Source organism: Pseudomonas fluorescens, from assembly GCF_902497625.1.
GTDB lineage: Bacteria > Pseudomonadota > Gammaproteobacteria > Pseudomonadales > Pseudomonadaceae > Aquipseudomonas > Aquipseudomonas fluorescens_BQ.
Genome location: NZ_CABVGX010000006.1, coordinates 64,107 through 86,510, shown reverse-complemented (window position 1 = coordinate 86,510; position 22,404 = coordinate 64,107). Strand labels below are relative to the sequence as shown.

At 58.4% G+C, this 22,404-nt stretch carries 22 protein-coding genes; 11 read left to right on the top strand and 11 right to left on the bottom strand.

The window, feature by feature from the left end:
• Window positions 1-211 precede the first annotated feature (211 nt).
• Entirely contained in the window at window positions 212-1,297 is a 1,086-nt protein-coding gene (glnL, locus tag F8N12_RS05680) for a nitrogen regulation protein NR(II) (RefSeq protein WP_150579571.1), read from the top strand.
• Complete coding sequence (ntrC, locus tag F8N12_RS05675; RefSeq protein WP_150579570.1) at window positions 1,294-2,730, top strand: nitrogen regulation protein NR(I); 1,437 nt, start codon at window positions 1,294-1,296, stop codon at window positions 2,728-2,730. The genes glnL and ntrC overlap by 4 nt, the downstream gene beginning before the upstream one ends.
• Window positions 2,731-3,279: 549 nt before the next feature.
• On the opposite strand, the gene F8N12_RS05670 is transcribed toward ntrC, so the two are convergent.
• A complete protein-coding gene (locus F8N12_RS05670; protein ID WP_150579569.1) occupies window positions 3,280-3,720 on the bottom strand; it encodes a hypothetical protein in 441 nt (146 codons plus the stop codon).
• Between F8N12_RS05670 and F8N12_RS05665 the strand changes: the two genes are divergently transcribed.
• Window positions 3,719-4,174, top strand: coding sequence for a tRNA (cytidine(34)-2'-O)-methyltransferase (locus tag F8N12_RS05665; protein ID WP_150579568.1), 456 nt, complete (start codon window positions 3,719-3,721; stop codon window positions 4,172-4,174). The genes F8N12_RS05670 and F8N12_RS05665 overlap by 2 nt on opposite strands.
• Window positions 4,175-4,345: 171 nt before the next feature.
• Here F8N12_RS05665 and secB read toward each other — a convergent pair whose 3' ends face one another.
• The 3 genes from secB to F8N12_RS05650 are packed head-to-tail and all read right to left on the bottom strand — an operon-like array spanning window position 4,346 to window position 5,548.
• Window positions 4,346-4,837, bottom strand: coding sequence for a protein-export chaperone SecB (gene secB / locus F8N12_RS05660; RefSeq protein WP_150579567.1), 492 nt, complete (start codon window positions 4,835-4,837; stop codon window positions 4,346-4,348).
• A gap of 41 nt (window positions 4,838-4,878) precedes the next feature.
• Complete coding sequence (gene grxC, locus F8N12_RS05655) at window positions 4,879-5,133, bottom strand: glutaredoxin 3 (protein WP_045061998.1); 255 nt, start codon at window positions 5,131-5,133, stop codon at window positions 4,879-4,881.
• Between the two features lies 1 nt (window position 5,134).
• Complete coding sequence (locus F8N12_RS05650) at window positions 5,135-5,548, bottom strand: rhodanese-like domain-containing protein (protein ID WP_150579566.1); 414 nt, start codon at window positions 5,546-5,548, stop codon at window positions 5,135-5,137.
• A gap of 152 nt (window positions 5,549-5,700) precedes the next feature.
• Here F8N12_RS05650 and gpmI point away from each other — a divergent pair, with 152 nt between their 5' ends.
• The 5 genes from gpmI to F8N12_RS05625 all read left to right on the top strand — a co-directional run bounded on the left by gpmI (window position 5,701) and on the right by F8N12_RS05625 (window position 12,467).
• Window positions 5,701-7,230 (top strand): 2,3-bisphosphoglycerate-independent phosphoglycerate mutase, encoded by a 1,530-nt coding sequence (gpmI, locus tag F8N12_RS05645; protein ID WP_150579565.1) that lies wholly within the window; start codon window positions 5,701-5,703, stop codon window positions 7,228-7,230.
• 239 nt (window positions 7,231-7,469) lie between these two features.
• Window positions 7,470-8,768: a murein hydrolase activator EnvC family protein gene (locus tag F8N12_RS05640; protein ID WP_150579564.1), complete on the top strand. Its 1,299-nt coding sequence runs from the start codon at window positions 7,470-7,472 to the stop codon at window positions 8,766-8,768.
• Window positions 8,769-8,799: 31 nt separating this feature from the next.
• The gene (locus F8N12_RS05635) at window positions 8,800-10,119 is read left to right on the top strand and encodes a S41 family peptidase (RefSeq protein ID WP_150579563.1); all 1,320 of its coding nucleotides are present in this window, start codon (window positions 8,800-8,802) and stop codon (window positions 10,117-10,119) included.
• A gap of 1 nt (window position 10,120) precedes the next feature.
• Entirely contained in the window at window positions 10,121-10,903 is a 783-nt protein-coding gene (locus F8N12_RS05630) for a divergent polysaccharide deacetylase family protein (RefSeq protein ID WP_150579562.1), read from the top strand.
• 148 nt (window positions 10,904-11,051) lie between these two features.
• Window positions 11,052-12,467, top strand: coding sequence for a trypsin-like serine peptidase (locus F8N12_RS05625; RefSeq protein WP_191623117.1), 1,416 nt, complete (start codon window positions 11,052-11,054; stop codon window positions 12,465-12,467).
• Window positions 12,468-12,482: 15 nt separating this feature from the next.
• On the opposite strand, the gene F8N12_RS05620 is transcribed toward F8N12_RS05625, so the two are convergent.
• The 7 genes from F8N12_RS05620 to F8N12_RS05590 form a co-directional block, all read right to left on the bottom strand.
• A complete protein-coding gene (locus F8N12_RS05620; RefSeq protein WP_150579560.1) occupies window positions 12,483-13,238 on the bottom strand; it encodes a substrate-binding periplasmic protein in 756 nt (251 codons plus the stop codon).
• A gap of 77 nt (window positions 13,239-13,315) precedes the next feature.
• The gene (gene hisF, locus F8N12_RS05615; protein ID WP_150579559.1) at window positions 13,316-14,086 is read right to left on the bottom strand and encodes an imidazole glycerol phosphate synthase subunit HisF; all 771 of its coding nucleotides are present in this window, start codon (window positions 14,084-14,086) and stop codon (window positions 13,316-13,318) included.
• Window positions 14,087-14,175: 89 nt separating this feature from the next.
• Window positions 14,176-14,913 (bottom strand): 1-(5-phosphoribosyl)-5-[(5-phosphoribosylamino)methylideneamino]imidazole-4-carboxamide isomerase, encoded by a 738-nt coding sequence (gene hisA, locus F8N12_RS05610; RefSeq protein WP_150579558.1) that lies wholly within the window; start codon window positions 14,911-14,913, stop codon window positions 14,176-14,178.
• A gap of 92 nt (window positions 14,914-15,005) precedes the next feature.
• Window positions 15,006-15,266, bottom strand: coding sequence for a DUF2164 domain-containing protein (locus F8N12_RS05605; protein ID WP_150579557.1), 261 nt, complete (start codon window positions 15,264-15,266; stop codon window positions 15,006-15,008).
• On the bottom strand, window positions 15,267-15,905 hold the full coding sequence (gene hisH / locus F8N12_RS05600; protein WP_150579556.1) for an imidazole glycerol phosphate synthase subunit HisH: 639 nt from the start codon (window positions 15,903-15,905) through the stop codon (window positions 15,267-15,269).
• Window positions 15,905-16,498, bottom strand: a complete 594-nt coding sequence (gene hisB, locus F8N12_RS05595) for an imidazoleglycerol-phosphate dehydratase HisB (RefSeq protein WP_007939452.1) — start codon at window positions 16,496-16,498, stop codon at window positions 15,905-15,907. The genes hisH and hisB overlap by 1 nt, the downstream gene beginning before the upstream one ends.
• 268 nt (window positions 16,499-16,766) lie before the next feature.
• Window positions 16,767-18,431, bottom strand: coding sequence for an OFA family MFS transporter (locus F8N12_RS05590; RefSeq protein WP_150579555.1), 1,665 nt, complete (start codon window positions 18,429-18,431; stop codon window positions 16,767-16,769).
• Between the two features lie 327 nt (window positions 18,432-18,758).
• On the opposite strand from F8N12_RS05590, the gene F8N12_RS05585 reads away from it, so the two are divergent.
• From F8N12_RS05585 to F8N12_RS05575, 3 genes are read left to right on the top strand one after another with little or no spacing between them, the layout of a single operon-like run.
• Window positions 18,759-20,987, top strand: coding sequence for an AsmA family protein (locus F8N12_RS05585; RefSeq protein WP_150579554.1), 2,229 nt, complete (start codon window positions 18,759-18,761; stop codon window positions 20,985-20,987).
• Entirely contained in the window at window positions 20,984-22,051 is a 1,068-nt protein-coding gene (gene mutY / locus F8N12_RS05580) for an A/G-specific adenine glycosylase (RefSeq protein ID WP_150579553.1), read from the top strand. The genes F8N12_RS05585 and mutY overlap by 4 nt, the downstream gene beginning before the upstream one ends.
• On the top strand, window positions 22,048-22,320 hold the full coding sequence (locus F8N12_RS05575; RefSeq protein WP_008149405.1) for an oxidative damage protection protein: 273 nt from the start codon (window positions 22,048-22,050) through the stop codon (window positions 22,318-22,320). Before mutY ends, F8N12_RS05575 begins: the two co-directional genes overlap by 4 nt.
• The last annotated feature ends 84 nt before the right edge of the window (window positions 22,321-22,404 follow it).

The window sequence follows — 22,404 nt, the reverse complement described above, 5'->3', positions numbered from 1 at the left end:
TATGTTGGTGCGACGGGCTGCGACGTAACCTCAATACAACCCATTTTGGTTCGAAAGTACCCGCAGCAGCTGGCATAACGCCACGCAAACGAGCGTCAAACGATTATTTCAGGGGTTAAGCGCTTCTTTTCGGAGCCTTGGTTTAATTTTTGCAGATTCCCTGCATCGGCGCGTTACTCCCGCGCATGCCCCTGCTCCAAAAGAGGTCCTGATGACCATAAGCGACGCACTGCATCGATTGCTGCTCGACAATCTGACCACCGCCACCATCCTGCTCGATGCCGAGCTGCGTCTGGAATATATGAACCCGGCGGCGGAAATGCTTTTGGCCATAAGCGGCCAGCGAAGTCATGGTCAATTCATCAGCGAACTGTTCACCGAATCTCCCGAGGCACTCAATTCACTGCGTCAGGCCGTCGAACATGCGCATCCTTTTACCAAGCGCGAAGCGATGCTTACTGCCCTGACCGGCCAGACATTGACGGTCGATTATGCGGTTACGCCGATCCTTGCCAACGGCGCCACCATGCTGCTGCTGGAAGTGCATCCGCGCGATCGACTGTTACGTATCACCAAGGAAGAAGCACAGCTGTCAAAGCAGGAAACCAGCAAAATGCTGGTCCGCGGGTTGGCGCACGAGATCAAAAACCCGCTGGGCGGTATTCGCGGCGCGGCGCAACTGCTGGCACGCGAGCTGCCAGAGGAAAGCCTGCGCGATTACACCAACGTGATTATCGAGGAAGCCGATCGCCTGAGGAATCTGGTCGACCGCATGCTTGGCTCGAACAAATTGCCGTCGCTGGCCATGTGCAACATCCACGAGGTACTGGAACGGGTTTCGCACCTGGTCGAGGCCGAGAGCCAAGGGTGCATCACGCTGGCGCGCGACTACGACCCAAGCATCCCTGATGTCTTGATTGATCGTGAGCAAATGATTCAGGCGGTATTGAACATCGTGCGCAACGCCATGCAGGCCATCAGCAGCCAGAACGAATTGCGCCTGGGCCGCATCACGTTGCGTACCCGAGCCATGCGCCAGTTCACCATCGGCCACGTACGCCATCGCCTGGTGACCAAGATCGAGATCATCGACAACGGTCCCGGCATCCCTGCCGAACTGCAGGAAACCATTTTTTTCCCAATGGTCAGCGGTCGCCCGGACGGTACCGGGCTAGGCCTGGCCATTACCCAGAACATCATCAGCCAGCACCAGGGCCTGATCGAGTGTGACAGCCACCCAGGCCACACCACGTTCTCGATCTTTCTGCCACTGGAACAAGGAGCCACATCGACATGAGCCGTAGTGAAACCGTATGGATCGTCGATGACGACCGATCAATCCGTTGGGTTCTGGAAAAAGCCTTGCAACAGGAAGGCATGACCACGCAAAGCTTCGACAGCGCCGATGGTGTGATGAGCCGCCTGGCGCGCCAACAGCCGGATGTGATCATTTCCGACATTCGCATGCCTGGCGCCAGTGGTCTTGACCTTTTAGCGCGGATTCGCGAGCAACACCCACGGCTGCCGGTGATCATCATGACTGCGCACTCGGACCTGGACAGCGCTGTCGCGTCCTATCAGGGAGGCGCATTTGAGTACCTGCCCAAACCCTTTGACGTCGATGAAGCCGTATCTCTGGTCAAACGGGCCAATCAGCACGCCCAGGAACAACAAGGCCTGGAAGTACCGGTCGCCTTGACCCGTACACCGGAAATCATCGGCGAAGCGCCGGCGATGCAGGAAGTGTTTCGCGCCATCGGCCGCTTGAGTCATTCCAACATCACTGTGCTGATCAACGGCGAATCCGGTACCGGCAAAGAACTGGTCGCCCACGCCCTGCACCGTCACAGCCCGCGCGCAGCTTCACCGTTTATCGCGCTGAACATGGCGGCGATTCCAAAAGACTTGATGGAATCCGAGCTGTTCGGCCACGAGAAAGGCGCGTTCACCGGCGCGGCCAACCTGCGTCGCGGTCGTTTCGAGCAGGCTGACGGCGGCACCCTGTTTCTTGATGAAATCGGCGACATGCCGGCGGATACGCAGACGCGCTTGCTACGCGTACTGGCCGACGGCGAGTTCTACCGCGTCGGCGGTCATGTGCCGGTCAAGGTCGATGTGCGCATCATTGCCGCGACGCACCAGAATCTGGAAACGCTGGTGCAGGCCGGCAAATTCCGTGAGGATTTGTTCCATCGTCTCAACGTTATCCGTATTCATATTCCACGGTTGTCGGACCGTCGTGAAGACATTCCGACCCTGGCCAGGCATTTCCTCAGCCGCGCAGCGCAAGAATTGGCCGTTGAGCCGAAATTGTTGAAAAGCGAGACCGAGGAATATCTGAAAAACCTGCCGTGGGGCGGCAACGTGCGTCAGCTGGAGAACACCTGCCGCTGGATTACGGTAATGGCTTCGGGCCGCGAAGTGCACATCAGCGACCTGCCGCCGGAACTGCTGAACCTTCCGCAAGACTCGGCCCCCGTGACCAACTGGGAGCAGGCGTTGCGTCAGTGGGCAGATCAGGCACTGGCGCGTGGCCAGTCGAGCCTGCTCGACAGCGCGGTGCCGACGTTCGAGCGGATCATGATCGAGACGGCGCTGAAACACACCGCCGGGCGCCGTCGTGATGCCGCGGTTTTGTTGGGTTGGGGGCGTAATACCCTGACGCGCAAGATCAAGGAATTGGGGATGAAGGTTGATGGCGCGGATGAGGATGAATCGGAAGAGGGTTAATCAGCCTCTAAATCTTCGGTGCTGCGTAAATCCATTCGCGGGCAAGCCCGCTCCCACAGTAGACCTGGATGCTTCCACGATTGTGCGAACACCGTTAAACCCTGTGGGAGCGGGCTTGCTCGCGAAGCTTTTGGAAGCACCGTGCACCGACTGAATGCACCGTGAACCGCAATCGCGCACGCCAACTGATCCAACAACCTGCTTGCATCCACTATCGAAGCCACGAAAAAACACGAAAGCCCCGTATTACGGGGCTTTCGCCGTTATGCAGCGCTGCCCTGTTTCAAAATGTTAAAACCTGGCACGCCGCCTGCAATAGTCCATTCAGTGATTCGATTCACTACCCGGTTTCGGGGACCTTGGTAAAGGCAGGCCGGGGATTCCCCTCTTTACATCGGACTCACACCGCACCCAGCGACGAGTCCTGCCGTTTTGGGGCCCTTGATACAGGCAGGTCAGGGGTTCCTTCTTTACACCGGGCTCACGACGCAATGCGCGAGCCCGACCCTTTCGGGAACCTTGGTACAGGCAGGCCGGGGATTCCCTCTTTTATTGCTCCCGGAGATGGATCTCCAACCGCCAACGGTCATCGACCCCACTACCGGACCACTCGCCCTGCAGCGGCCGGGCCGCCACCACCGACAGCAATAATCCCCCATCACTCAAACGTACTCGCCAGTTCACGTTCTTCTCGTTGAGCTTGAGCTGGCCGTTCTGCGCCTTGCCGGTGGCCTCGAATAGCAGCGCCAGGCTGCCATCGACAAACTCGCCATGGGACTTGGGTTCATTGTTGAACCAGACCACCAAGCCATCGTTGGTCACTTCGACTTGCTGCAGTTCAGTGGGGTCGGGCGTGGTCAGGCGACCGATCATCAGCCCCACCATTACGCCGACGATCACTAAAGAACCCATTACCCGTGGCAATAGTTTCGATCGATCAACCGCAGGCGGCGTAGAATGCCCGTCATCTTTACCTTCGGAGCCGTGCATGTTTCACGTCATCCTTTTCCAACCAGAAATCCCGCCGAATACCGGCAACGTTATCAGGCTGTGCGCCAACAGTGGCTGCCACCTGCATTTGATCGAGCCGCTGGGCTTCGAGATGGACGACAAGCGCCTGCGCCGGGCCGGCCTCGACTACCACGAGTATGCCACCCTGCAACGTCACGCAGACCTTGCCAGTTGCCTGGACAGCCTCGGTCATCCACGGCTGTTCGCTTTTACCACCAAGGGCTCGCGGCCGTTTCATGATGCCAGCTTCGCCGAAGGCGACGCGTTCCTGTTCGGCCCGGAAAGCCGCGGCCTGCCCGCCGAAGTGCTCGACGCCCTGCCCGGCGAGCAACGTTTGCGCCTGCCGATGCGCGAAGGCTGCCGCAGCCTGAACCTGTCGAACACCGTGGCGGTCGCCGTCTACGAAGGCTGGCGCCAACTCGGTTTCAAGTAGCCATAGTCCTTGTAGCAGCTGCCGCAGGCTGCGTTCGACCCGAAGGGTCGCGCGATTTCATGGAACGACCGCTTCGCGGCCGAACGCAGCCTTCGGCAGCTGCTACAGGGCTGATGCAGTGCCATGAAAAAAGCGCCTTCGAGGCGCTTTTTTCATGACTGCATCGACCGCTTACTGAACAGTCGGCGTCTCGCCTTCAGCCTGCATGCGTTGCAGCTCTTGCGCGTACAGCGCGTCGAAGTTCACCGGGGCCAGCATGAGGGCCGGGAACGAACCGCGCGTGACCAGGCTGTCCAGGGTCTCGCGAGCATACGGGAACAGGATGTTCGGGCAGAACGCACCGAGAGTGTGGCTCATCGAAGCGTCGTCCAGGTTCTTGATCAGGAAGATCCCGGCTTGTTGCACTTCAGCAATGAAGGCTACTTCGCCGTTTTCCCCGTTTTTCACGGTAACCGACAAAGTCAGCACGACTTCATGGAAGTCGCCTTCCAGAGCCTTTTGACGGGTATTCAGATCCAGACCGACGCTCGGTTCCCATTGCTGGCGAAAGATCGCCGGGCTTTTCGGGGCTTCGAAGGACAAGTCACGAACGTAGATGCGCTGCAAGGAAAATTGCGGTGCGGTTTCTTCTTCGCTGGCTGCAGTGTTCTGTTGGTCAGTCATCTCAGATCCTTTCTGATCTAGGGGTCTTATAGGGAAGGCGTTCAGGCCTTGAGCAATGCGTCGAGCTTGCCGGCGCGCTCAAGGGCAAACAAATCATCACAGCCGCCGATGTGGCGCTCACCGATCCAGATCTGCGGCACGGACGTGCGTCCTGCTTTCTGGGCCATGGCGGCGCGCACCTGCGGCTTGCCATCGACCTTGATCTCTTCGAAGGCCACGCCTTTGTTCTCAAGCAGGTACTTGGCCCGCGAGCAGTAGGGGCAGTAATCGCTGGAGTACACGACGACGTTGCTCATGTCACTTCACCAAGGGCAGGTTGTCGCCTTTCCAGCTGGAAATTCCGCCGGACAGCTTGGCGGCGGTGAAGCCGGACTTCATCAGTTCGCGAGCGTGGGTACCAGCGGTCTGGCCCATGGCGTCGACCAAAATAATGGTTTTGGACTTGTGCTTTTCCAGTTCGCCAACGCGAGCAGTCAGTTTGTCGTGCGGAATGTTCAACGCACCAACAATGTGACCGGCGGCGAAATCCTTGACTGGACGAATGTCGATCACTACGCCGGCGTCCTTGTTGACCAGCCCGGTCAGTTCACCGGTGCTCAGGCTACGACCGCCGCCCTGCATCTGGTAAGCGATCAGCAGCGCCAGCAGCACGACGAAGATACCGACGAGCAAATAGTGGTTAGTGGCAAATTCAATCAGGTGAGCAACCATCGAAGGAGGTTCCAGGGCGTTAAAATGTCGGCCAGTATACACAGCCACTATGGTGGGCCAAACCCCGTCCGGCGGTGACGGCGCCGGAACTTAGCTTTAAACTGCGACTCACTTTTTCCATCGCCCTCTTAATTCAGCCACGAGTGGAATCCATGACTACCACGCCTAAACCTTTGGTCCTGATTATTCTCGACGGCTTCGGTCACAGTGAAAGTCCGGAATCCAACGCTGTCTTTGCCGCGAAGAAGCCCGTGCTGGACCGCCTGTGCGCCACTGTGCCGAACGGCCTGATCTCGGGCAGCGGCATGGACGTTGGACTGCCGGACGGTCAGATGGGCAATTCCGAGGTGGGCCATATGAACCTCGGTGCGGGCCGTGTTGTGTATCAGGACTTTACGCGGGTAACCAAATCGATCCGCGACGGCGAATTTTTTGAAAACCCGACCATTGTCGCTGCGGTCGATAAGGCCGTTGCCGCCGGCAAAGCGGTGCACTTCATGGGCCTGTTGTCCGACGGCGGCGTTCACAGCCACCAGGATCACCTGGTCGCCATGGCCGAACTGGCCTACAAGCGCGGCGCCGAAAAAATCTATCTGCATGCCTTCCTCGATGGCCGCGATACGCCGCCGAAAAGCGCGCAATCATCCATCGAATTGCTAGACGCAACCTTCGAGGCGCTAGGCAAAGGCCGCATCGCCAGCATCATCGGCCGCTATTTCGCCATGGACCGCGATAACCGCTGGGACCGCGTGTCCCAGGCTTACAACCTGATCGTCGACGGTAATGGCCAATTCAATGCCGCCACTGCGCAGGACGGCCTTGAAGCCGCCTACGCCCGGGGCGAGAGCGACGAGTTCGTCAAAGCCACCTCCATTGGTGAACCGGTCAAGGTCGAAGACGGCGACGCGGTGGTGTTCATGAATTTCCGCGCCGACCGCGCTCGCGAGCTAACCCGCGTGTTCGTGGAAACCGATTTCAAGGAATTCGCGCGCGCGCGTCAGCCGAAACTGGCCGGCTTCGTCATGTTGACTCAATACGCCGCCAGCATTCCCGCGCCGTCGGCCTTCGCTGCCGGCAGCCTGGACAACGTACTCGGCGATTACCTGGCGCAAAAGGGCAAGACGCAACTGCGCATCGCCGAAACCGAAAAATACGCGCACGTGACCTTTTTCTTCTCCGGCGGCCGCGAAGAACCGTTCCCCGGCGAAGAGCGGATCCTGATCCCTTCGCCAAAAGTCGCCACCTATGACTTGCAGCCGGAGATGAGCGCGCCGGAAGTCACGGATCGCATCGTCGATGCCATTGAAAACCAGCGCTATGACGTGATCGTGGTCAATTACGCCAACGGCGATATGGTCGGTCACAGCGGTGTGTTCGACGCTGCCGTCAAAGCGGTGGAATGCCTGGACCTGTGCGTAGGCCGCATTGTCGATGCGCTGGAAAAGGTTGGCGGCGAAGCGTTGATCACTGCCGACCACGGCAACGTCGAGCAGATGTCCGACGAGTCCACCGGTCAGGCCCACACCGCGCACACCACCGAGCCGGTGCCGTTCATTTATGTCGGCAAGCGTGACCTCAAAGTGCGTGACGGCGGAGTGCTGGCAGATGTGGCGCCGACCATGCTGATGCTGCTGGGGCTGGAGAAACCGGCGGAAATGACCGGGACTTCGATACTGGTGTAACCAGCTCTTAAAGCACCGCAAAACCCTGTGGGAGTGAGCCTGCTCGCGATAGCAATCTGACATTCAACATCCTTGTCAAATAGACTGATGCCATCGCGAGCAGGCTCACTCCCACAATGGTTTCAGGGCGTTTTCGAATGCAACTCTGCTCCAGTTATCACACAGCCCCAATTGGGCGTTTTTTTTGCAGCGCTTGGCGGGCATACTAGGCCGTCCCTTTCCCTGGTGTCGCCCGCTCTATGCTCCGCGTCCTGATTGCCTTTGCCCTGACCTGCCTGCTCCAACCGGCCTTCGCCGACGAGCGCGCGCAAACCCAACAACAGTTGGACGCCACGCGTCAGGACATTGCCGAGCTGAAAAAACTGCTGGGCAAGCTGCAGGAAGAAAAATCCGGCGTGCAAAAGGAGCTCAAGGGTACTGAAACCGAGATGGGCAAGCTCGAAAAGCAGGTCGAAGCCCTGCAGAAAGAGCTGAAAAAAAGCGAATCCGAGCTGAACCGACTCGATACCGAGAAAAAAAAACTCCAGAGCGCGCGCATTGAACAGCAGCGACTGATCGCGATTCAGGCACGGGCGGCCTATCAGAACGGTCGGCAGGAGTATCTGAAGTTGCTGCTCAACCAGCAAAACCCGGAAAAATTCGCCCGCACTCTCACCTATTACGACTACCTGAGCCAGGCCCGTCTGGAGCAGCTGAAGAACTTCAACGAAACCCTGCGCCAGCTGGCCAATGTCGAAAAAGACATCGCCCTTCAACAGGCGCAACTGCTGGTGCAGAAAAGCAGCCTCGACAGCCAGCGCGACGAACTCGACAAAGTTCGCAAGGAACGCCAGCAAGTGCTGGCCAAACTCAATGTCGATGTAAAGGCTCGCGATCAGAAGCTCGCCGCTCGCGAGCAAGACCAGGCGGACCTGTCTAAAGTCCTCAAAACCATCGAAGAAACCTTGGCCCGTCAGGCTCGTGAGGCAGAAGAGGCGCGGCAAAAAGCGTTGATCGCCCAGCAGGAAGCCGAAAAAAAGCGTTTACGTGAGGCTCAGGCCGCAGCAGATGCTGGCGCCACTGATGCCCCACGCAAACCCGTCAAGTCGACTCCTGGCACTTTGGTTTCCAGCTCTGGCGAAACCTTCGGTGGCCCATTTGCTTCGAGCCGGGGCAAACTTCCGTGGCCGGTTGATGGTCGATTGCTTGCACGTTTCGGTGAATCCCGTGGCGACGATACCCGCACCAAATGGGACGGCGTGATGATCAGCGCCTCCGCAGGTAGCCAGGTTCACGCGGTGCACGGCGGTCGTGTGGTGTTTGCCGACTGGTTGCGCGGTGCCGGGTTACTGGTGATTCTCGACCACGGCAATGGTTTTTTGAGTCTTTACGGTCACAACCAGACGCTGCTCAAGTCTGCAGGTGATGTGGTTAAAGCCGGCGAGTCCATCTCCACTGTGGGTAGCAGTGGCGGCCAGGACACGCCAGCGCTGTATTTCGCTATTCGTCAGCAGGGTCACCCCAGTGATCCGGCGCAATGGTGTCGTGCGCAAGGATAAGCACGTTACCTAATTCAGGAGTTCGTTCGACATGCTGCATTTGTCCCGCCTTACCTCGCTGGCCCTGACGATCGCCCTGGTGATCGGCGCGCCTCTGGCGTTCGCTGCCCAACCGGCGCCAGCGGTAGCGCCTGCGGGCACCGCTGCAACCACCAAAGCGCCTTTGCCGCTGGAAGAGTTGCGCACTTTTGCCGAGGTCATGGATCGGATCAAGGCGGCGTATGTGGAACCTGTCGACGACAAGACACTGCTGGAGAATGCGATCAAAGGCATGCTCAGCAACCTTGATCCGCACTCCGCTTACCTGGGCCCGGAAGATTTCGCCGAGTTGCAGGAAAGCACCAGCGGTGAATTTGGCGGCCTCGGTATCGAAGTCGGCGCCGAAGACGGCTTCATCAAAGTGGTGTCGCCTATCGATGACACCCCCGCTTCCAAGGCTGGCATCCAGGCCGGTGACTTCATCGTCAAGATCAACGGCCAGCCAACCCGCGGCCAGAGCATGACTGAAGCCGTAGACAAAATGCGCGGCAAAATCGGCGAGAAAATCACCCTGACGCTGGTTCGTGACGGCGGCAACCCGTTCGACGTGACCCTGGCCCGTGCGATCATCCAGGTGAAAAGTGTCAAGGCACAGTTGCTGGAATCGGGCTACGGCTACATCCGTATCACCCAATTCCAGGTCAAGACTGGCGACGAAGTTTCCAAAGCCTTGGCAAAACTGCGCAAGGACAACGGCAAGAAACTCAACGGCATCATTCTCGACCTGCGCAACAACCCGGGCGGCGTGCTGCAAGCAGCGGTGGAAGTGGTTGACCACTTCATCACCAAAGGCCTGATCGTTTACACCAAGGGCCGAATCGCCAACTCCGAGCTGCGCTTCTCCGCCACCGGCAAGGACGAAAGCGAAGCGGTGCCGATGGTCGCGCTTATCAATGGCGGCAGCGCCTCGGCTTCGGAAATCGTCGCCGGCGCCTTGCAAGACCAGAAACGCGCAGTGGTCATGGGCACGACCAGTTTCGGCAAAGGTTCGGTACAAACCGTGCTGCCGCTGAACAACGAACGCGCACTGAAGATCACTACGGCGCTGTATTACACGCCGAACGGGCGTTCGATCCAGGCGCAGGGCATCGTCCCGGACATCGAGGTGCGCAAGGCCAGGATCACCACCGAGCAGGACGGCGACTACTTCAAGGAAGCCGATCTGCAAGGTCACCTGGGCAATGGCAACGGCGGTGCCGACAAACCAAGTGGTTCCGGTGGCAAAGCCAAGGCCATGCCGCAGGACGACGATTACCAATTGGCCCAGGCCCTTAGCCTGCTCAAAGGGCTGAGCATCACATCCGGCCGCTAAGATGCGCTTGCAGTTGGTCCTCGGTCTGTTGTTTTGCCTGACGAGTGTTGCGCATGCAGCGCCCGAGCCTCAGAAAGCTTATATCAGCGTGATCATTGATGACCTGGGGCAGAATTTGCCCCGGGATCGTCGGGTGCTTGCGCTGCCCGGCCCGGTAACGGCAGCGATCATGCCGGACACCCCTCACGCCACGGAAATCGCCCGCGAGGCCCATCGCGCCGGCAAAATCGTCATCCTGCACATGCCGATGGACCCGGCCACCGGACCGTTTGCGTGGCACCCGCATTTGCCCATCGACGAACTTGAGAAACGCTTGAACGCGGCGCTTAACGTGGTGCCTTACACCGCGGGCATCAACAATCATATGGGCAGTCGCATGACCGCACAGCCCGCCGCCATGGCGTGGCTGATGGCTGACTTGCAGCGTCGACAGAAAATTTTTGTCGACAGCCGCACCAGTGCGCAGACCGTCGCCGCCGCAGAGGCGCAGAAAATTGGCTTGGCGAGCGTGTCGAGGGATGTGTTTCTGGATGATGAACGCACCGAAGAGGCGATTCTCACGCAATTGCAGACCGCGATCAGCCTGGCGCGGCGGCAAGGTTCAGCGGTGATGATCGGGCACCCGTATCCGCAAACATTGGCCGTTCTTGAACGTGAACTGCCAAAGCTGAAGGCGCAGGGAATCGACTGGATCGACATCAAAATGATGGTCAGCGTGCGCGGCAATCGCGCCATGGCCGCGCATGGCAAGAATGGTCGTTACGCCAACTCGAATGTGAACTGAATCCGGATCAGGGCGATAGGAAACGCGTCCAGTTGGAAAGAAATACGCATGCCCGTGAAGCCCTATATATATACCGCCATTTGCCCGGTCAAATATCAATACTCCATGAACGCCTGTTTGCCGAATGGCATATCACCAAGGAGCGGTCATGAATTTAAAACACTGTACATTAGCTGGCTTTTTACTCTGCAACATCTTTACGGGCGCCCAGGCAGCTCCAAAAGATTTAGGGGAAGGGCTCAGGAATAGCTCGCCATCAAAACCACTGAATAACATCGCAAACAAATATTCACACTGGAGCGGTGTTGGCCTGCTGGATACTCCCGAACATACCTGCACTGCCACCTTGCTGGATACGCGAGACGGCCAATGGACCAGCGTATCACCTGCCTATGTGATCACGGCCGGCCACTGCGTATCAGCAGAACTGGGCACGTCTACGTTGAATGCCCCGTTCAACGCGAGTGTAACTTTCAACTATTTTGATAATAAAGACGATCATAAGAAATACCCGGTTCGAACAGCCATATGGAGCAGTATGTCCGGTACGGACCTCGCAATACTCGAACTTGAAGAACCACTGTCCGCTTTGCTGAAGAACCACATCAAGCCTCTCAAACTTTCACCTGAACCTCCCCAGGCATCGCACGATGTACTCAATATAGGTGCACCCGGCGCGCGAAGCCTTCGACTGACTGCTTGCACCCAGGAAGTAACGAGAACGCTCTCGGGTATTTCCCCGGCATTTCCCGGAGGTCTGGTAAATCAATGCAAGGATCTGCAGGAAGGGAGTTCCGGCAGCCCAATGCTTGATCGAATAAGCAACGAAATTACGGCCATCGTGTCCGAGAACAACTACGGCTTCGCGCCTGCTTTTCTTTCAAACTGCTTTACGGATGGCAAATTCAATAACAAGTCTGAAACCTGTGACCTGCAACAGATTAACCTGACCGTTCGCCTGGAGACTTTGTTCGCAAACACAAGGATCCGGCCTACGTGGAACGGCCAGGTTCAGGAACTTCCAAGTTGGAATTTCAAGTTCACGATTGACACTCCGTATTACCGATACAAAGCCGTGCGTGACGCCGCCAGTTGTGAAAAGCCCGAGCACTATGGCGCCGCCGTCATCAGCGATCCAGACGCGCGTATCGACGATAACGTAGGGCCTGAAACGGGCATGCACGTCTTGTGCATAATTGGCGTACGCTCAAAAAATCATAAACTCACAAACGCGCTGCTGAAAAATGCCTTTACTCATGCGGTTCATTTGGCAGCCCCAGCACCGCAGCCGTCATTTGCGCAACACAAAAACATGACTTTCATTCTGTGGACCGACGCTTACCCCGATTTCAAATCGCACTACTTTTACACTGCTCCGATTGCCGAAACCTGCGGTGATTTTCAGGACAAACGCTATAAACAAGTCACGGAAGTTGGCTCGTTCATGACAGATAAACCGTTAAAAGTTTGCAGCTATGCCAGCAACGAATCGGACCTGCAGCCCTCAGCGACGCGTTTCGACCTGATAACACCCGCAGCGCCTATTAACGCTGATGCCGAATGAATGGGTTCACAGAACTTATAGATACCGCGCCATGATCTGATCGACCACGCCTTCTTTGCGCAACTGGTCCAGGGCGGCCTGCAGCTTGGCGACAGTCGCGTCGGGCACTTCCTTGTTCAGCGCCAGGTAGAGTTCGGCGCTGTTAAATCGCAGCACGGTCTTGAGCCCGACCACCCCCTCCTGACGCGCAAGGTAGCGCCCGGCGGGATCACCGGTGGCCCACAAGTCTATCTGGCCGTTGATGAGTTTTTTCGCATTGTCCTGATCGCGCAGTACTACGATAGGTTTGAGCCCCTGCTTGGTCAGCGTCTCGGCAATCGCGTCACCCTTGTACGCGCCGACCTTGAACTTGCGCGCATCATCCAGCGTTTCCAGGCGAATCTTGCTGTCTTCCTTGGCCAGCATGATCCAGTCGTCCGGACCGATCGGGCCGACCCATTTGAACAACTTCTCGCGGTCGGGCAAGCGCGCCATTACGAACACGCCATAACCCGGTTTCTCCAGAGCCAGCTTGTAGATTCGCTCCCAGGGGAAACGCAGTGTCAGGCTGTAGGTCATGTCGGCGCGCTTGAACATTTCACGAACGATATCCACGGCAATTCCGTTGATATTCTCGTCCTGAGCAAAGTTCTTGCCGTTTTTCGCCATGTTGTAAGGCGGGAAGTTTTCGGTCAGCAACACCAGGTCGGTGAGTGGATTTTCTGCAGCGCGTACTCCACTGGTGAGCAACAACGCAGTACTGGTGAGGGCGAGAAGAAGGCGTTTGAGCATGTCTGGCTACCGAGATCCATGGCGTACCCAAGAGTGCCTTGAGCCCGCCATGATGTCCACTGGCCTGTACGGAATGTTTAGCGCATCACGATGCCGCGATGGGCCATGTAGGCCTTGGCTTCCTGCACGGTGTATTCGCCGAAATGGAAAATACTCGCCGCCAGTACCGCGCTGGCGTGACCTTCGATGATGCCGTCGGCCAAATGCTGCAAATTGCCGACGCCCCCGGAAGCAATCACCGGAATGCCCAGCGCATCACTGATGGCACGGGTGACGCCCAGGTCAAAGCCGTTTTTCATGCCGTCCTGATCCATGCTGGTCAGAAGGATTTCGCCAGCGCCCAAGGCTTCCATCTTCTTCGCCCATTCGACAGCGTCGAGGCCGGTGGGTTTGCGCCCGCCGTGCGTGAAGATTTCCCAGCGCGGGGTTTCGCCTGGGCCGGAAACCTTCTTCGCATCAATGGCGACTACGATGCATTGCGAGCCGAAATGCTGCGCCGCTTCGCCGACGAATTCCGGATTGAACACCGCTGCGGTGTTGATGGACACCTTGTCTGCACCGGCATTCAGCAAATTGCGAATGTCCTGCACAGTACGCACGCCGCCGCCCACAGTCAGCGGTATGAACACCTGGCTGGCCATGCGTTCTACCGTGTGCAGCGTGGTATCGCGGCCGTCAACGCTGGCGGTGATGTCGAGAAAGGTAATTTCGTCGGCACCCTGCTCGTCGTAGCGACGGGCGATTTCCACGGGGTCACCGGCGTCGCGGATGTTCTCGAACTTCACACCTTTGACAACCCGGCCGTTGTCCACGTCCAGGCAAGGGATGATGCGCTTGGCTAATGCCATACTTGATCTCCGGTTAAGAGTTGCAAGCTACGAGCTACAAGCTGCAAGTACAACGGACCGCGGTCGCGCCTTGACTTGCAGCTTGCGGCTTATGGCTTGTAGCTGTCGCAAAACGCTTGCGCTTCGGCGACGTCGAGGGTGCCCTCATAAATCGCGCGGCCGGTGATGGCGCCGATGATGCCCGGCGCTCTGGCGTCGAGCAGCGACTTGATGTCACCGAGGTTGTGGATGCCACCGGACGCGATCACCGGGATGCGCGTGGCAGCGGCCAGCGCTGCGGTGAATGGTACGTTGCAGCCCTGCATCATGCCGTCTTTGGCGATGTCGGTATAAACAATCGCGGACACCCCATCGGCTTCGAATTGTTTCGCCAGATCAATCACCTGAACGGTGCTGATTTCAGCCCAGCCGTCAGTCGCGACGAAACCGTCTTTGGCGTCCAGGCCAACAATCACCTTGCCCGGGAACGCTCGGCAGGCTTCGGCGACGAACGCCGGATCTTTCACGGCTTTGGTACCGATGATCACGTAACTCACGCCAGCCTTGACGTAGTGTTCGATGGTTTCCAGCGAACGGATGCCTCCACCGATCTGGATCGGCAGGTTCGGGTAGCGCTTGGCGATGGCGGTCACCACTTCGCCGTTGACCGGCTGGCCTTCGAAGGCGCCATTGAGGTCGACCAGGTGCAATCGACGGCAACCGCCGTCTACCCACTTGGCCGCCATGCTCACCGGGTCATCGGAGAACACCGTGGAATCTTCCATGCGGCCTTGGCGCAGACGGACACAGGCACCGTCCTTGAGATCGATAGCGGGGATAATGAGCATGCTGTTTCCTTCGTCAAAAGAGCTGCTAGCTGCAAGCCATAAGCTGCAAGCAGGCACGCATATCAATTCTTGCAGCTTGAAGCTTGAAGCTTTCAGCTGCTCTTTTCGAGCGCCCACAGGTCGCTTTCGATGCTTTCGAACCTCTCTTTGAGGTGTGTCTGCACATCGAAAATCGCCCTGTTGTAATAGTGCGGAGCAATTTCACGGGTAAACAGCTCTAGGATTTCGGCCGCCTCGAACGAACCCAGGTCCAGTTCGAAGCGATCCTCCATGAAGCGCTTGATCTTGTGATTGGCCTCATTCTCTTGTTCGGGAGTGAGGGTCAGGATCGGCGGCTTCTTTTTGGCAGCCATTTACCAGCGACCATCCCACGCGGCGAAATTCTGCAGCAATTGCAGGCCATGGGTATGGCTTTTCTCCGGGTGGAACTGCACGGCAAAACGCGACCCTTCGGCCAGCGCTGCAGCGAAATCGACACCATAGTGACCGCCACCCACCACCTGCCGCGCGTTACCGGCGGCGATGTAGTAGCTGTGCACGAAGTAGAAACGCGCCAGGTCCGGAATGTCGTGCCACAGCGGATGACTCACCGTCTGCTTCACCTCGTTCCAGCCCATGTGCGGGACCTTCAGATGCTCGCCGTCTTCATGCAGATCTTTGCCGAAGAACTTCACAGCGCCCGGGAACAGGCCGATGCAGTCGACGCCGTCATTCTCTTCACTGCTATCGAGCAAGGCTTGCATGCCGACGCAGATACCGAGAAACGGACGATCCTGGCTCACTTCCCGCACCAGCGAGTCGAAGCCCAGGCGACGGATCTCCGCCATGCAATCGCGAATCGCGCCGACGCCGGGGAAAACCACCCGGTCGGCTTCGCGAATCACATCGGCATCGCTGGTGATCAGCACCTTGCCGGCACCGACGTGCTCGAGGGCCTTGGCCACCGAGTGCAGGTTACCCATGCCGTAATCGATAACCGCGACCGTCTGCATTACAGAACGCCTTTGGTCGACGGCATCTGACCGGCCATGCGGTCGTCCAGCTCCACGGCCATGCGCAGCGCGCGGCCGAAAGCCTTGAACACGGTTTCGATCTGGTGGTGGGTGTTGTGCCCTCGCAGATTGTCGATGTGCAGCGTGACGTTGGCGTGGTTGACGAAGCCCTGGAAGAATTCCTGGAACAGGTCAACATCGAAACCGCCGACGGTGGCGCGGGTGTAGGGAACATGCATCTGCAGGCCAGGACGGCCGGAGAAATCGATTACCACGCGCGACAGCGCTTCATCGAGCGGCACGTAGGCGTGACCGTAACGACGGATGCCTTTTTTGTCGCCGATGGCTTTGGTGAACGCTTGGCCGAGCGTGATACCGACATCTTCCACGGTGTGATGGTCGTCGATATGCAGGTCGCCCTTACTGACGATATCCAGGTCGATCAGCCCGTGACGGGCGATCTGGTCCAGCATGTGCTCAAGGAAAGGAACACCGATATCAAATCGGGCCTTTCCGGTGCCATCCAGGTTGATCGAGGCTTTAATCTGGGTTTCCAGAGTGTCGCGCTCGACTGACGCCATACGTTCGGCCATCACCAGCTCCGCAAATCATTGGGCGAAAAAGGCAGCCATTATAGGCGCGCGGGCGGGAAACAGAAACATGAGAGGTGATATCGCTGACGGAGGGAATTCCGGGGTGTGGCGGGTAGACATGTCCATACAAGCGGTTCAGTGGAACACAACACAACTGTGGGAGCGAGCCTGCTCGCGAACGGGCCAGCACATTCAACATTTCTGTCGATTGTCAGACCGCATTCGCGAGCAGGCTCGCTCCCACAGTTTATGCGTCAAGCAGACATCTTTAGTTGAACAGCACCGCAGTCTTCTGCAGGGTCACCCAGACACCCCACGCCAATGGAATACCCACCACCAGCCACGCGGCGATCGCCAACGGTTTGGTACCAGGCGCTGCTTTCCACTCCAGCACGGTGCTGGCATCAGCACCTTTGTCGTGGCCCAGCGCCTGTTCGGCAGCCAGTTCAGCGTCGGTCATGAAGTACTTGTCAGCCACCGGGCGCACCAGCAGGTTGCAGATGAATCCCAGCACAAGCAGGCCCGCGAGGATGTACAACGTAATGTCGTAAGCGGCTGCGCGTTCAACGCCGATGCTCAACTGATATTCACGCAGGTAGTTAACCAGCACCGGGCCCAACACGCCCGCCGCCGCCCACGCCGTCAGCAGACGACCGTGAATCGCGCCGACCATCTGCGTACCGAACAGATCGGCCAGATAGGCTGGTACGGTCGCAAAACCGCCGCCGTACATCGACAGGATGATGCAGAACGCGGCGACGAACAGCGCAACGTTGCCCAGGTGACCGAGGTTAGGAATCAACGCGTACAGCGCGAACCCGAGAGCAAAGAACACGAAGTAGGTGTTCTTGCGGCCCAGGTAATCCGAGAACGAAGCCCAGAAGAACCGACCGCCGATGTTGAACAGACTCAACAAACCGGTGAAGCCCGCAGCAATCGCTGCGATCGAGGCCAGTTGCCCGGCGTCCAGTTGACCAAATGGCAGGTCAACACCAATCAGCTTTCCGCCGAACACTTCCTGCAACAGTGGCGATGCCATGCCCAGGATGCCGATACCGGCGGATACGTTCAGGCACAACACCAGCCAGACCAGACGGAATTGTGGAGTTTTCCACGCCACATTCACGTGCACGTGACGATGGGTGATCATCGCGTTCGCGGCTTTTTTCGCCGGAGCGGTCCAGCCTTCAGGTTTCCAGCCGGTTGGCGGCACGCGGTAGGACAGTGCACCGCCGATCATGAACACGAAGTAGATCGCGGCCATCACCAGAAAACTCTGCCAGACGCCGACGCTGGTTGGCGAAGCGAAGTGGCTCATCAAGGCTGCAGCCAGCGGAGCACCGACCATCGCGCCACCACCGAAACCCATGATCGCCATGCCCGTCGCCATGCCGCGCTTGTCCGGGAACCACTTGATCAGGGTCGAGACCGGTGAGATGTACCCCAGGCCCAGGCCGATACCGCCAATGACCCCGGAGCCGATCCACATCAGCCAGATCTGATGCGTGTAAACGCCAAGCGCTGAAATCAGCAGCCCGCCACACCAGCACAGCGCCGAGACAACACCGGCCTTGCGCGGTCCGGCGTGTTCCAGCCAGCCGCCCCAGATCGCTGCCGAGCAGCCGAGGAAGATGAAGAACAGGGTGTAGATCCAGCCGAGCATGGAGATCGGCCAGTCGCATTGCGACGAAAATACCTGTTCGATGAAACCCATTTCCGGAGCGCAAGCAACTGCCTTGGTTACACCCAAAGCTTTGGACAGTGGCAGCCAGAACACCGAAAAGCCGTACGCCATGCCGATGCACAGGTGAATGGCCAGCGCGGCCGGTGGCACCAGCCAACGGTTGAAACCGGGCTTGGCGATAATACGCTCCTTGGACAGGAACGCTGGCTGGCCGGCGCTGTAGCCGTCCGCCGTAGTACTCGTTGTCATTGTGTATCCCCCAATTATTAGTAGGGTTCGTCAGCCACTGCTCAACCCCAGCCTTATGCGCACGCATGACTGTTTTGTTTGATTGAAGCTCCATTTGGTGCGGCAGCTTGCCGCAGAAGGACGGACGAACCTGCAGAGGTTACCATCTGAACGTGACAGAAAAACCAATCTGATATCACTATTTGCAAGTCGCTCGATTCTGCGGTCGCCGCCAAACCGAACCTGCCACTCGATAGAATGCCGGGCTGATCGCTGCCCGGACATGTGCTTTGGAGCGCTATACTCCCCGGCTAAATTTCGAATTCGACTAACTACAAGGACTCGCCCATGAAAGCGTTCGGCAAAATCCTGGGTCTGGTACTTCTCGGGCTGTTGCTGATCATTGTGGCGCTGGGCTTTGCCCTGACCCACCTGTTTGATCCCAACGACTATAAAGACGAGATTCGCCAGATTGCCCGCGATAAAGCTCACATCGAGCTGACGCTCAATGGCGACATCGGCTGGAGCTTGTTCCCATGGCTGGGCCTGGAGCTGCATGAAGCCAGTGTCGCCACCCTGAACAAACCTACCGAACCCTTCGCCGATCTGCAGATGCTCGGCTTGTCGGTTCGGGTCCTGCCGCTGTTGCGCCGTGAAGTGCAGATGAGCGATGTGCGCGTCGAAGGCCTGAACCTGCGCCTGAACCGCGACAAGGATGGGCATGGCAACTGGGAAGACATCGGCAAGGCGCCAGCGGATCCCGCCACCGCGCCGACGACCGGCGAGCCCGCAACTGAAACGACCGCCAAGACAGAAAAACCGGCGCAGCCGATCCGGCTCGACATCGACAGCCTGACCGTCAACAACGCTCGCGTGGAATACACCGACGAAAAAACCGGCAAGCTGTACAGCGCTGAAAGCATCCAGCTAAGCACCGGCCCGGTTCACGATTCGACCAATATCCCGGTCAAACTCACGGCGTTTCTGGGCAGCAACCAGCCCGTCCTGCGCGTGCGCACCGAGCTTAGTGGCGAGCTGCGCTTCGAGCGCGCATTGCAACGCTACAAATTTGAAGACATGAAATTGTCCGGTGAAGTGGCCGGCGAGCCGTTGCAAGGCAAGACCATGACGTTTGCTGCGCAGGGTCAGCTTTTACTGGATAAAGCCGCGAACGTCGCGGAATGGACCGGCATCAAGATCTCTGCCAACCAGATGCGCGCACTCGGTGAACTCAAGGTCAACGACCTCGACAAAACGCCGCAGATCACCGGCGGCATTTCGATCGCCCAGTTCGATCTGGCGAAATTCGTCGACAGCATCGGCCAGAAACTGCCGGCCATGGCCGAGGGCAGCCTGAGCAAGGTCGAACTGGTCAGCCGCATTGCAGGCACCCCGAACAGCCTGTCGCTGGACAACATCAATCTCAAAGTCGACGACAGCAGCTTCAGTGGGCGCGTAGCGTTCGAGGATTTCGCCAAGCAGTCGCTGCGCGCCATTCTCAAAGCCGATACGTTCAATGTTGATCGCTACCTGCCGCCGAAGTCCGCTGAAGCCAGCAGCGCGGCGCAAGTGCGGCAGGCCGAAGTGGCGAGTACCGAAGCCGGTGCCATGGCAGGCGCGGGCAGCACACCGCTGCCGGACAAACCTACCAAGGGCGCCTGGAGCACCGAGCGTCTGTTGCCGGTGGAGCGCCTGAGCAAACTCGAAGTCGACGCCGACCTGACCTTCGGCCTGCTGACCCTCGACAAACTGCCGATTCAGAATGCTGCGCTCAAGGCCACCGGCCAGGGCGGCCTGCTGACGCTCGAGAATCTGCGCGGCGACCTGTACAACGGCAACTTCGAAGCCAAGGGCACTCTCGACGTTCGTCAACAAGTACCTGCGTTGAGCATGCAGACCGCAATCAGCAAAGTCCCGGTGGAAAAAATCCTCGAAAGCCAGGGTAAAAATCCGCCGGTCAAAGGCCTGATCACACTTAACAGCAACCTGACCGCCAGTGGTAATAGCCAGAAGGCGCTCATCGAAAGCCTCAACGGCAATGCCGGTTTCGTCATCACCAATGGCGTGCTGCTCAATGCCAACCTCGAGCAGCAACTGTGCAAAGGCATCGCCACGCTCAATCGCAAGACCTTGAGCGGCGAACCACGCGGCAAGGACACTCCGTTCCAGGAACTCAACGGCAACCTTACCTTCCGTAACGGCGTCGCCAGCAACCCGGATTTGCGGGTTCGCATTCCCGGCATGACCGTCAAGGGTGACGGCGATGTCGATCTGCGGGTGCTGGGCATGGACTATCGCGTGGGAATTATCGTCGAGGGCGATAAGAGCGATATGCCCGATCCAGCCTGCCAGGTTGGCGAGAAATTCGTCGGCATCGAATGGCCATTGCGCTGCCGTGGCCCGCTGGAACTCGGCGCCAAGGCGTGCCGTCTCGACAACGAACGCATGGGCCAGGTCGCCGCCAAACTGGCGGGCGATACCGTCAAAGACAAACTAAGCGACAAAATTGACGAGAAGCTGGGTGACAAGGTCAGCCCTGAGCTGAAAGACGCGTTGAAGGGGCTGTTCAAGCGATGAGAGCGGAGCAGTTTTCAGCGGCCGTGCTGCATTGGTACGATCGCCATGGCCGCCACGATTTACCCTGGCAACAAGGCATCACGCCGTATCGGGTGTGGGTCTCGGAAATCATGTTGCAGCAGACCCAGGTCAGCACGGTGTTGAATTACTTCGACCGGTTCATGGCGTCATTGCCGACGGTCGAAGACCTGGCCGCCGCGCCGGAAGACGAGGTCTTGCACCTGTGGACTGGCCTGGGTTACTACACCCGCGCGCGCAATTTGCAGAAAACCGCAAAAATCGTCGTCGCTGAACACGGTGGAGAGTTTCCGCGCGATGTCGAAAAACTGGTCGAGCTGCCGGGCATCGGCCTGTCCACCGCCGGCGCTATCGCCAGCCTGAGCATGGGCCTGCGCGCGCCGATTCTGGATGGCAACGTCAAACGGGTCCTGGCGCGCTTTACCGCGCAAGAGGGCTATCCCGGCGAGCCAAAGGTGGCCAAACAGCTATGGGCCAACGCAGAGCGCTTCACGCCGCATGATCGGGTCAACGCCTATACGCAGGCAATGATGGATCTGGGTGCGACGCTGTGCACGCGCAGCAAACCCAGTTGCTTGTTATGTCCGCTGCAGAAAGGCTGTGAAGCGCACATGCTCGGCCTGGAAACGCGCTATCCAATCCCCAAGCCGCGCAAGGCCGTGCCACAAAAACGCACGCTGATGCCGATGCTCGCCAACGATGACGGCGCGATTCTGCTCTACCGTCGTCCTTCCACGGGCTTGTGGGGCGGGCTTTGGAGCTTGCCGGAACTCGACGACCTCGATGACCTGCAACATCTGGCCTCACAACATTCGCTGGCATTGGGCACACAGCAGGCGCTGCCGAGCCTGGTGCACACTTTCAGCCATTTCCAGTTATCCATCGAACCCTGGCTGGTTCAGGTTCAGGAGGCCGGCCATCACGTGGCCGAGGCCGACTGGCTCTGGTATAACCTCGCCACCCCGCCGCGCCTGGGCCTAGCCGCCCCGGTCAAAACATTGCTCGAACGCGCGGCCGCCGTATTGAACGCAGGAGAGTCGTCATGACCCGCACCATCATGTGCCGCAAGTACAAAGAAGAACTGCCCGCCCTTGAGCGCGCTCCATTCCCGGGCGCAAAAGGTCAGGACATTTTTGACCACGTCTCGGCCAAGGCCTGGGCCGACTGGCAGAAACACCAGACCCTGCTGATCAACGAAAAACGCTTGAACATGATGAACGCCGAAGACCGCAAATATCTGCAGGGCGAGATGGACAAGTTCTTTTCCGGCGAGGAATACGCCAAGGCCGACGGCTACGTTCCACCCGCTGAATAATCCCGATTTCTCTGGGGTCGGATCGTAAGCGACGGTAATAATTAAATATTTTTTGAAAACTTGCTTGACGACCCCCTGAAAAAC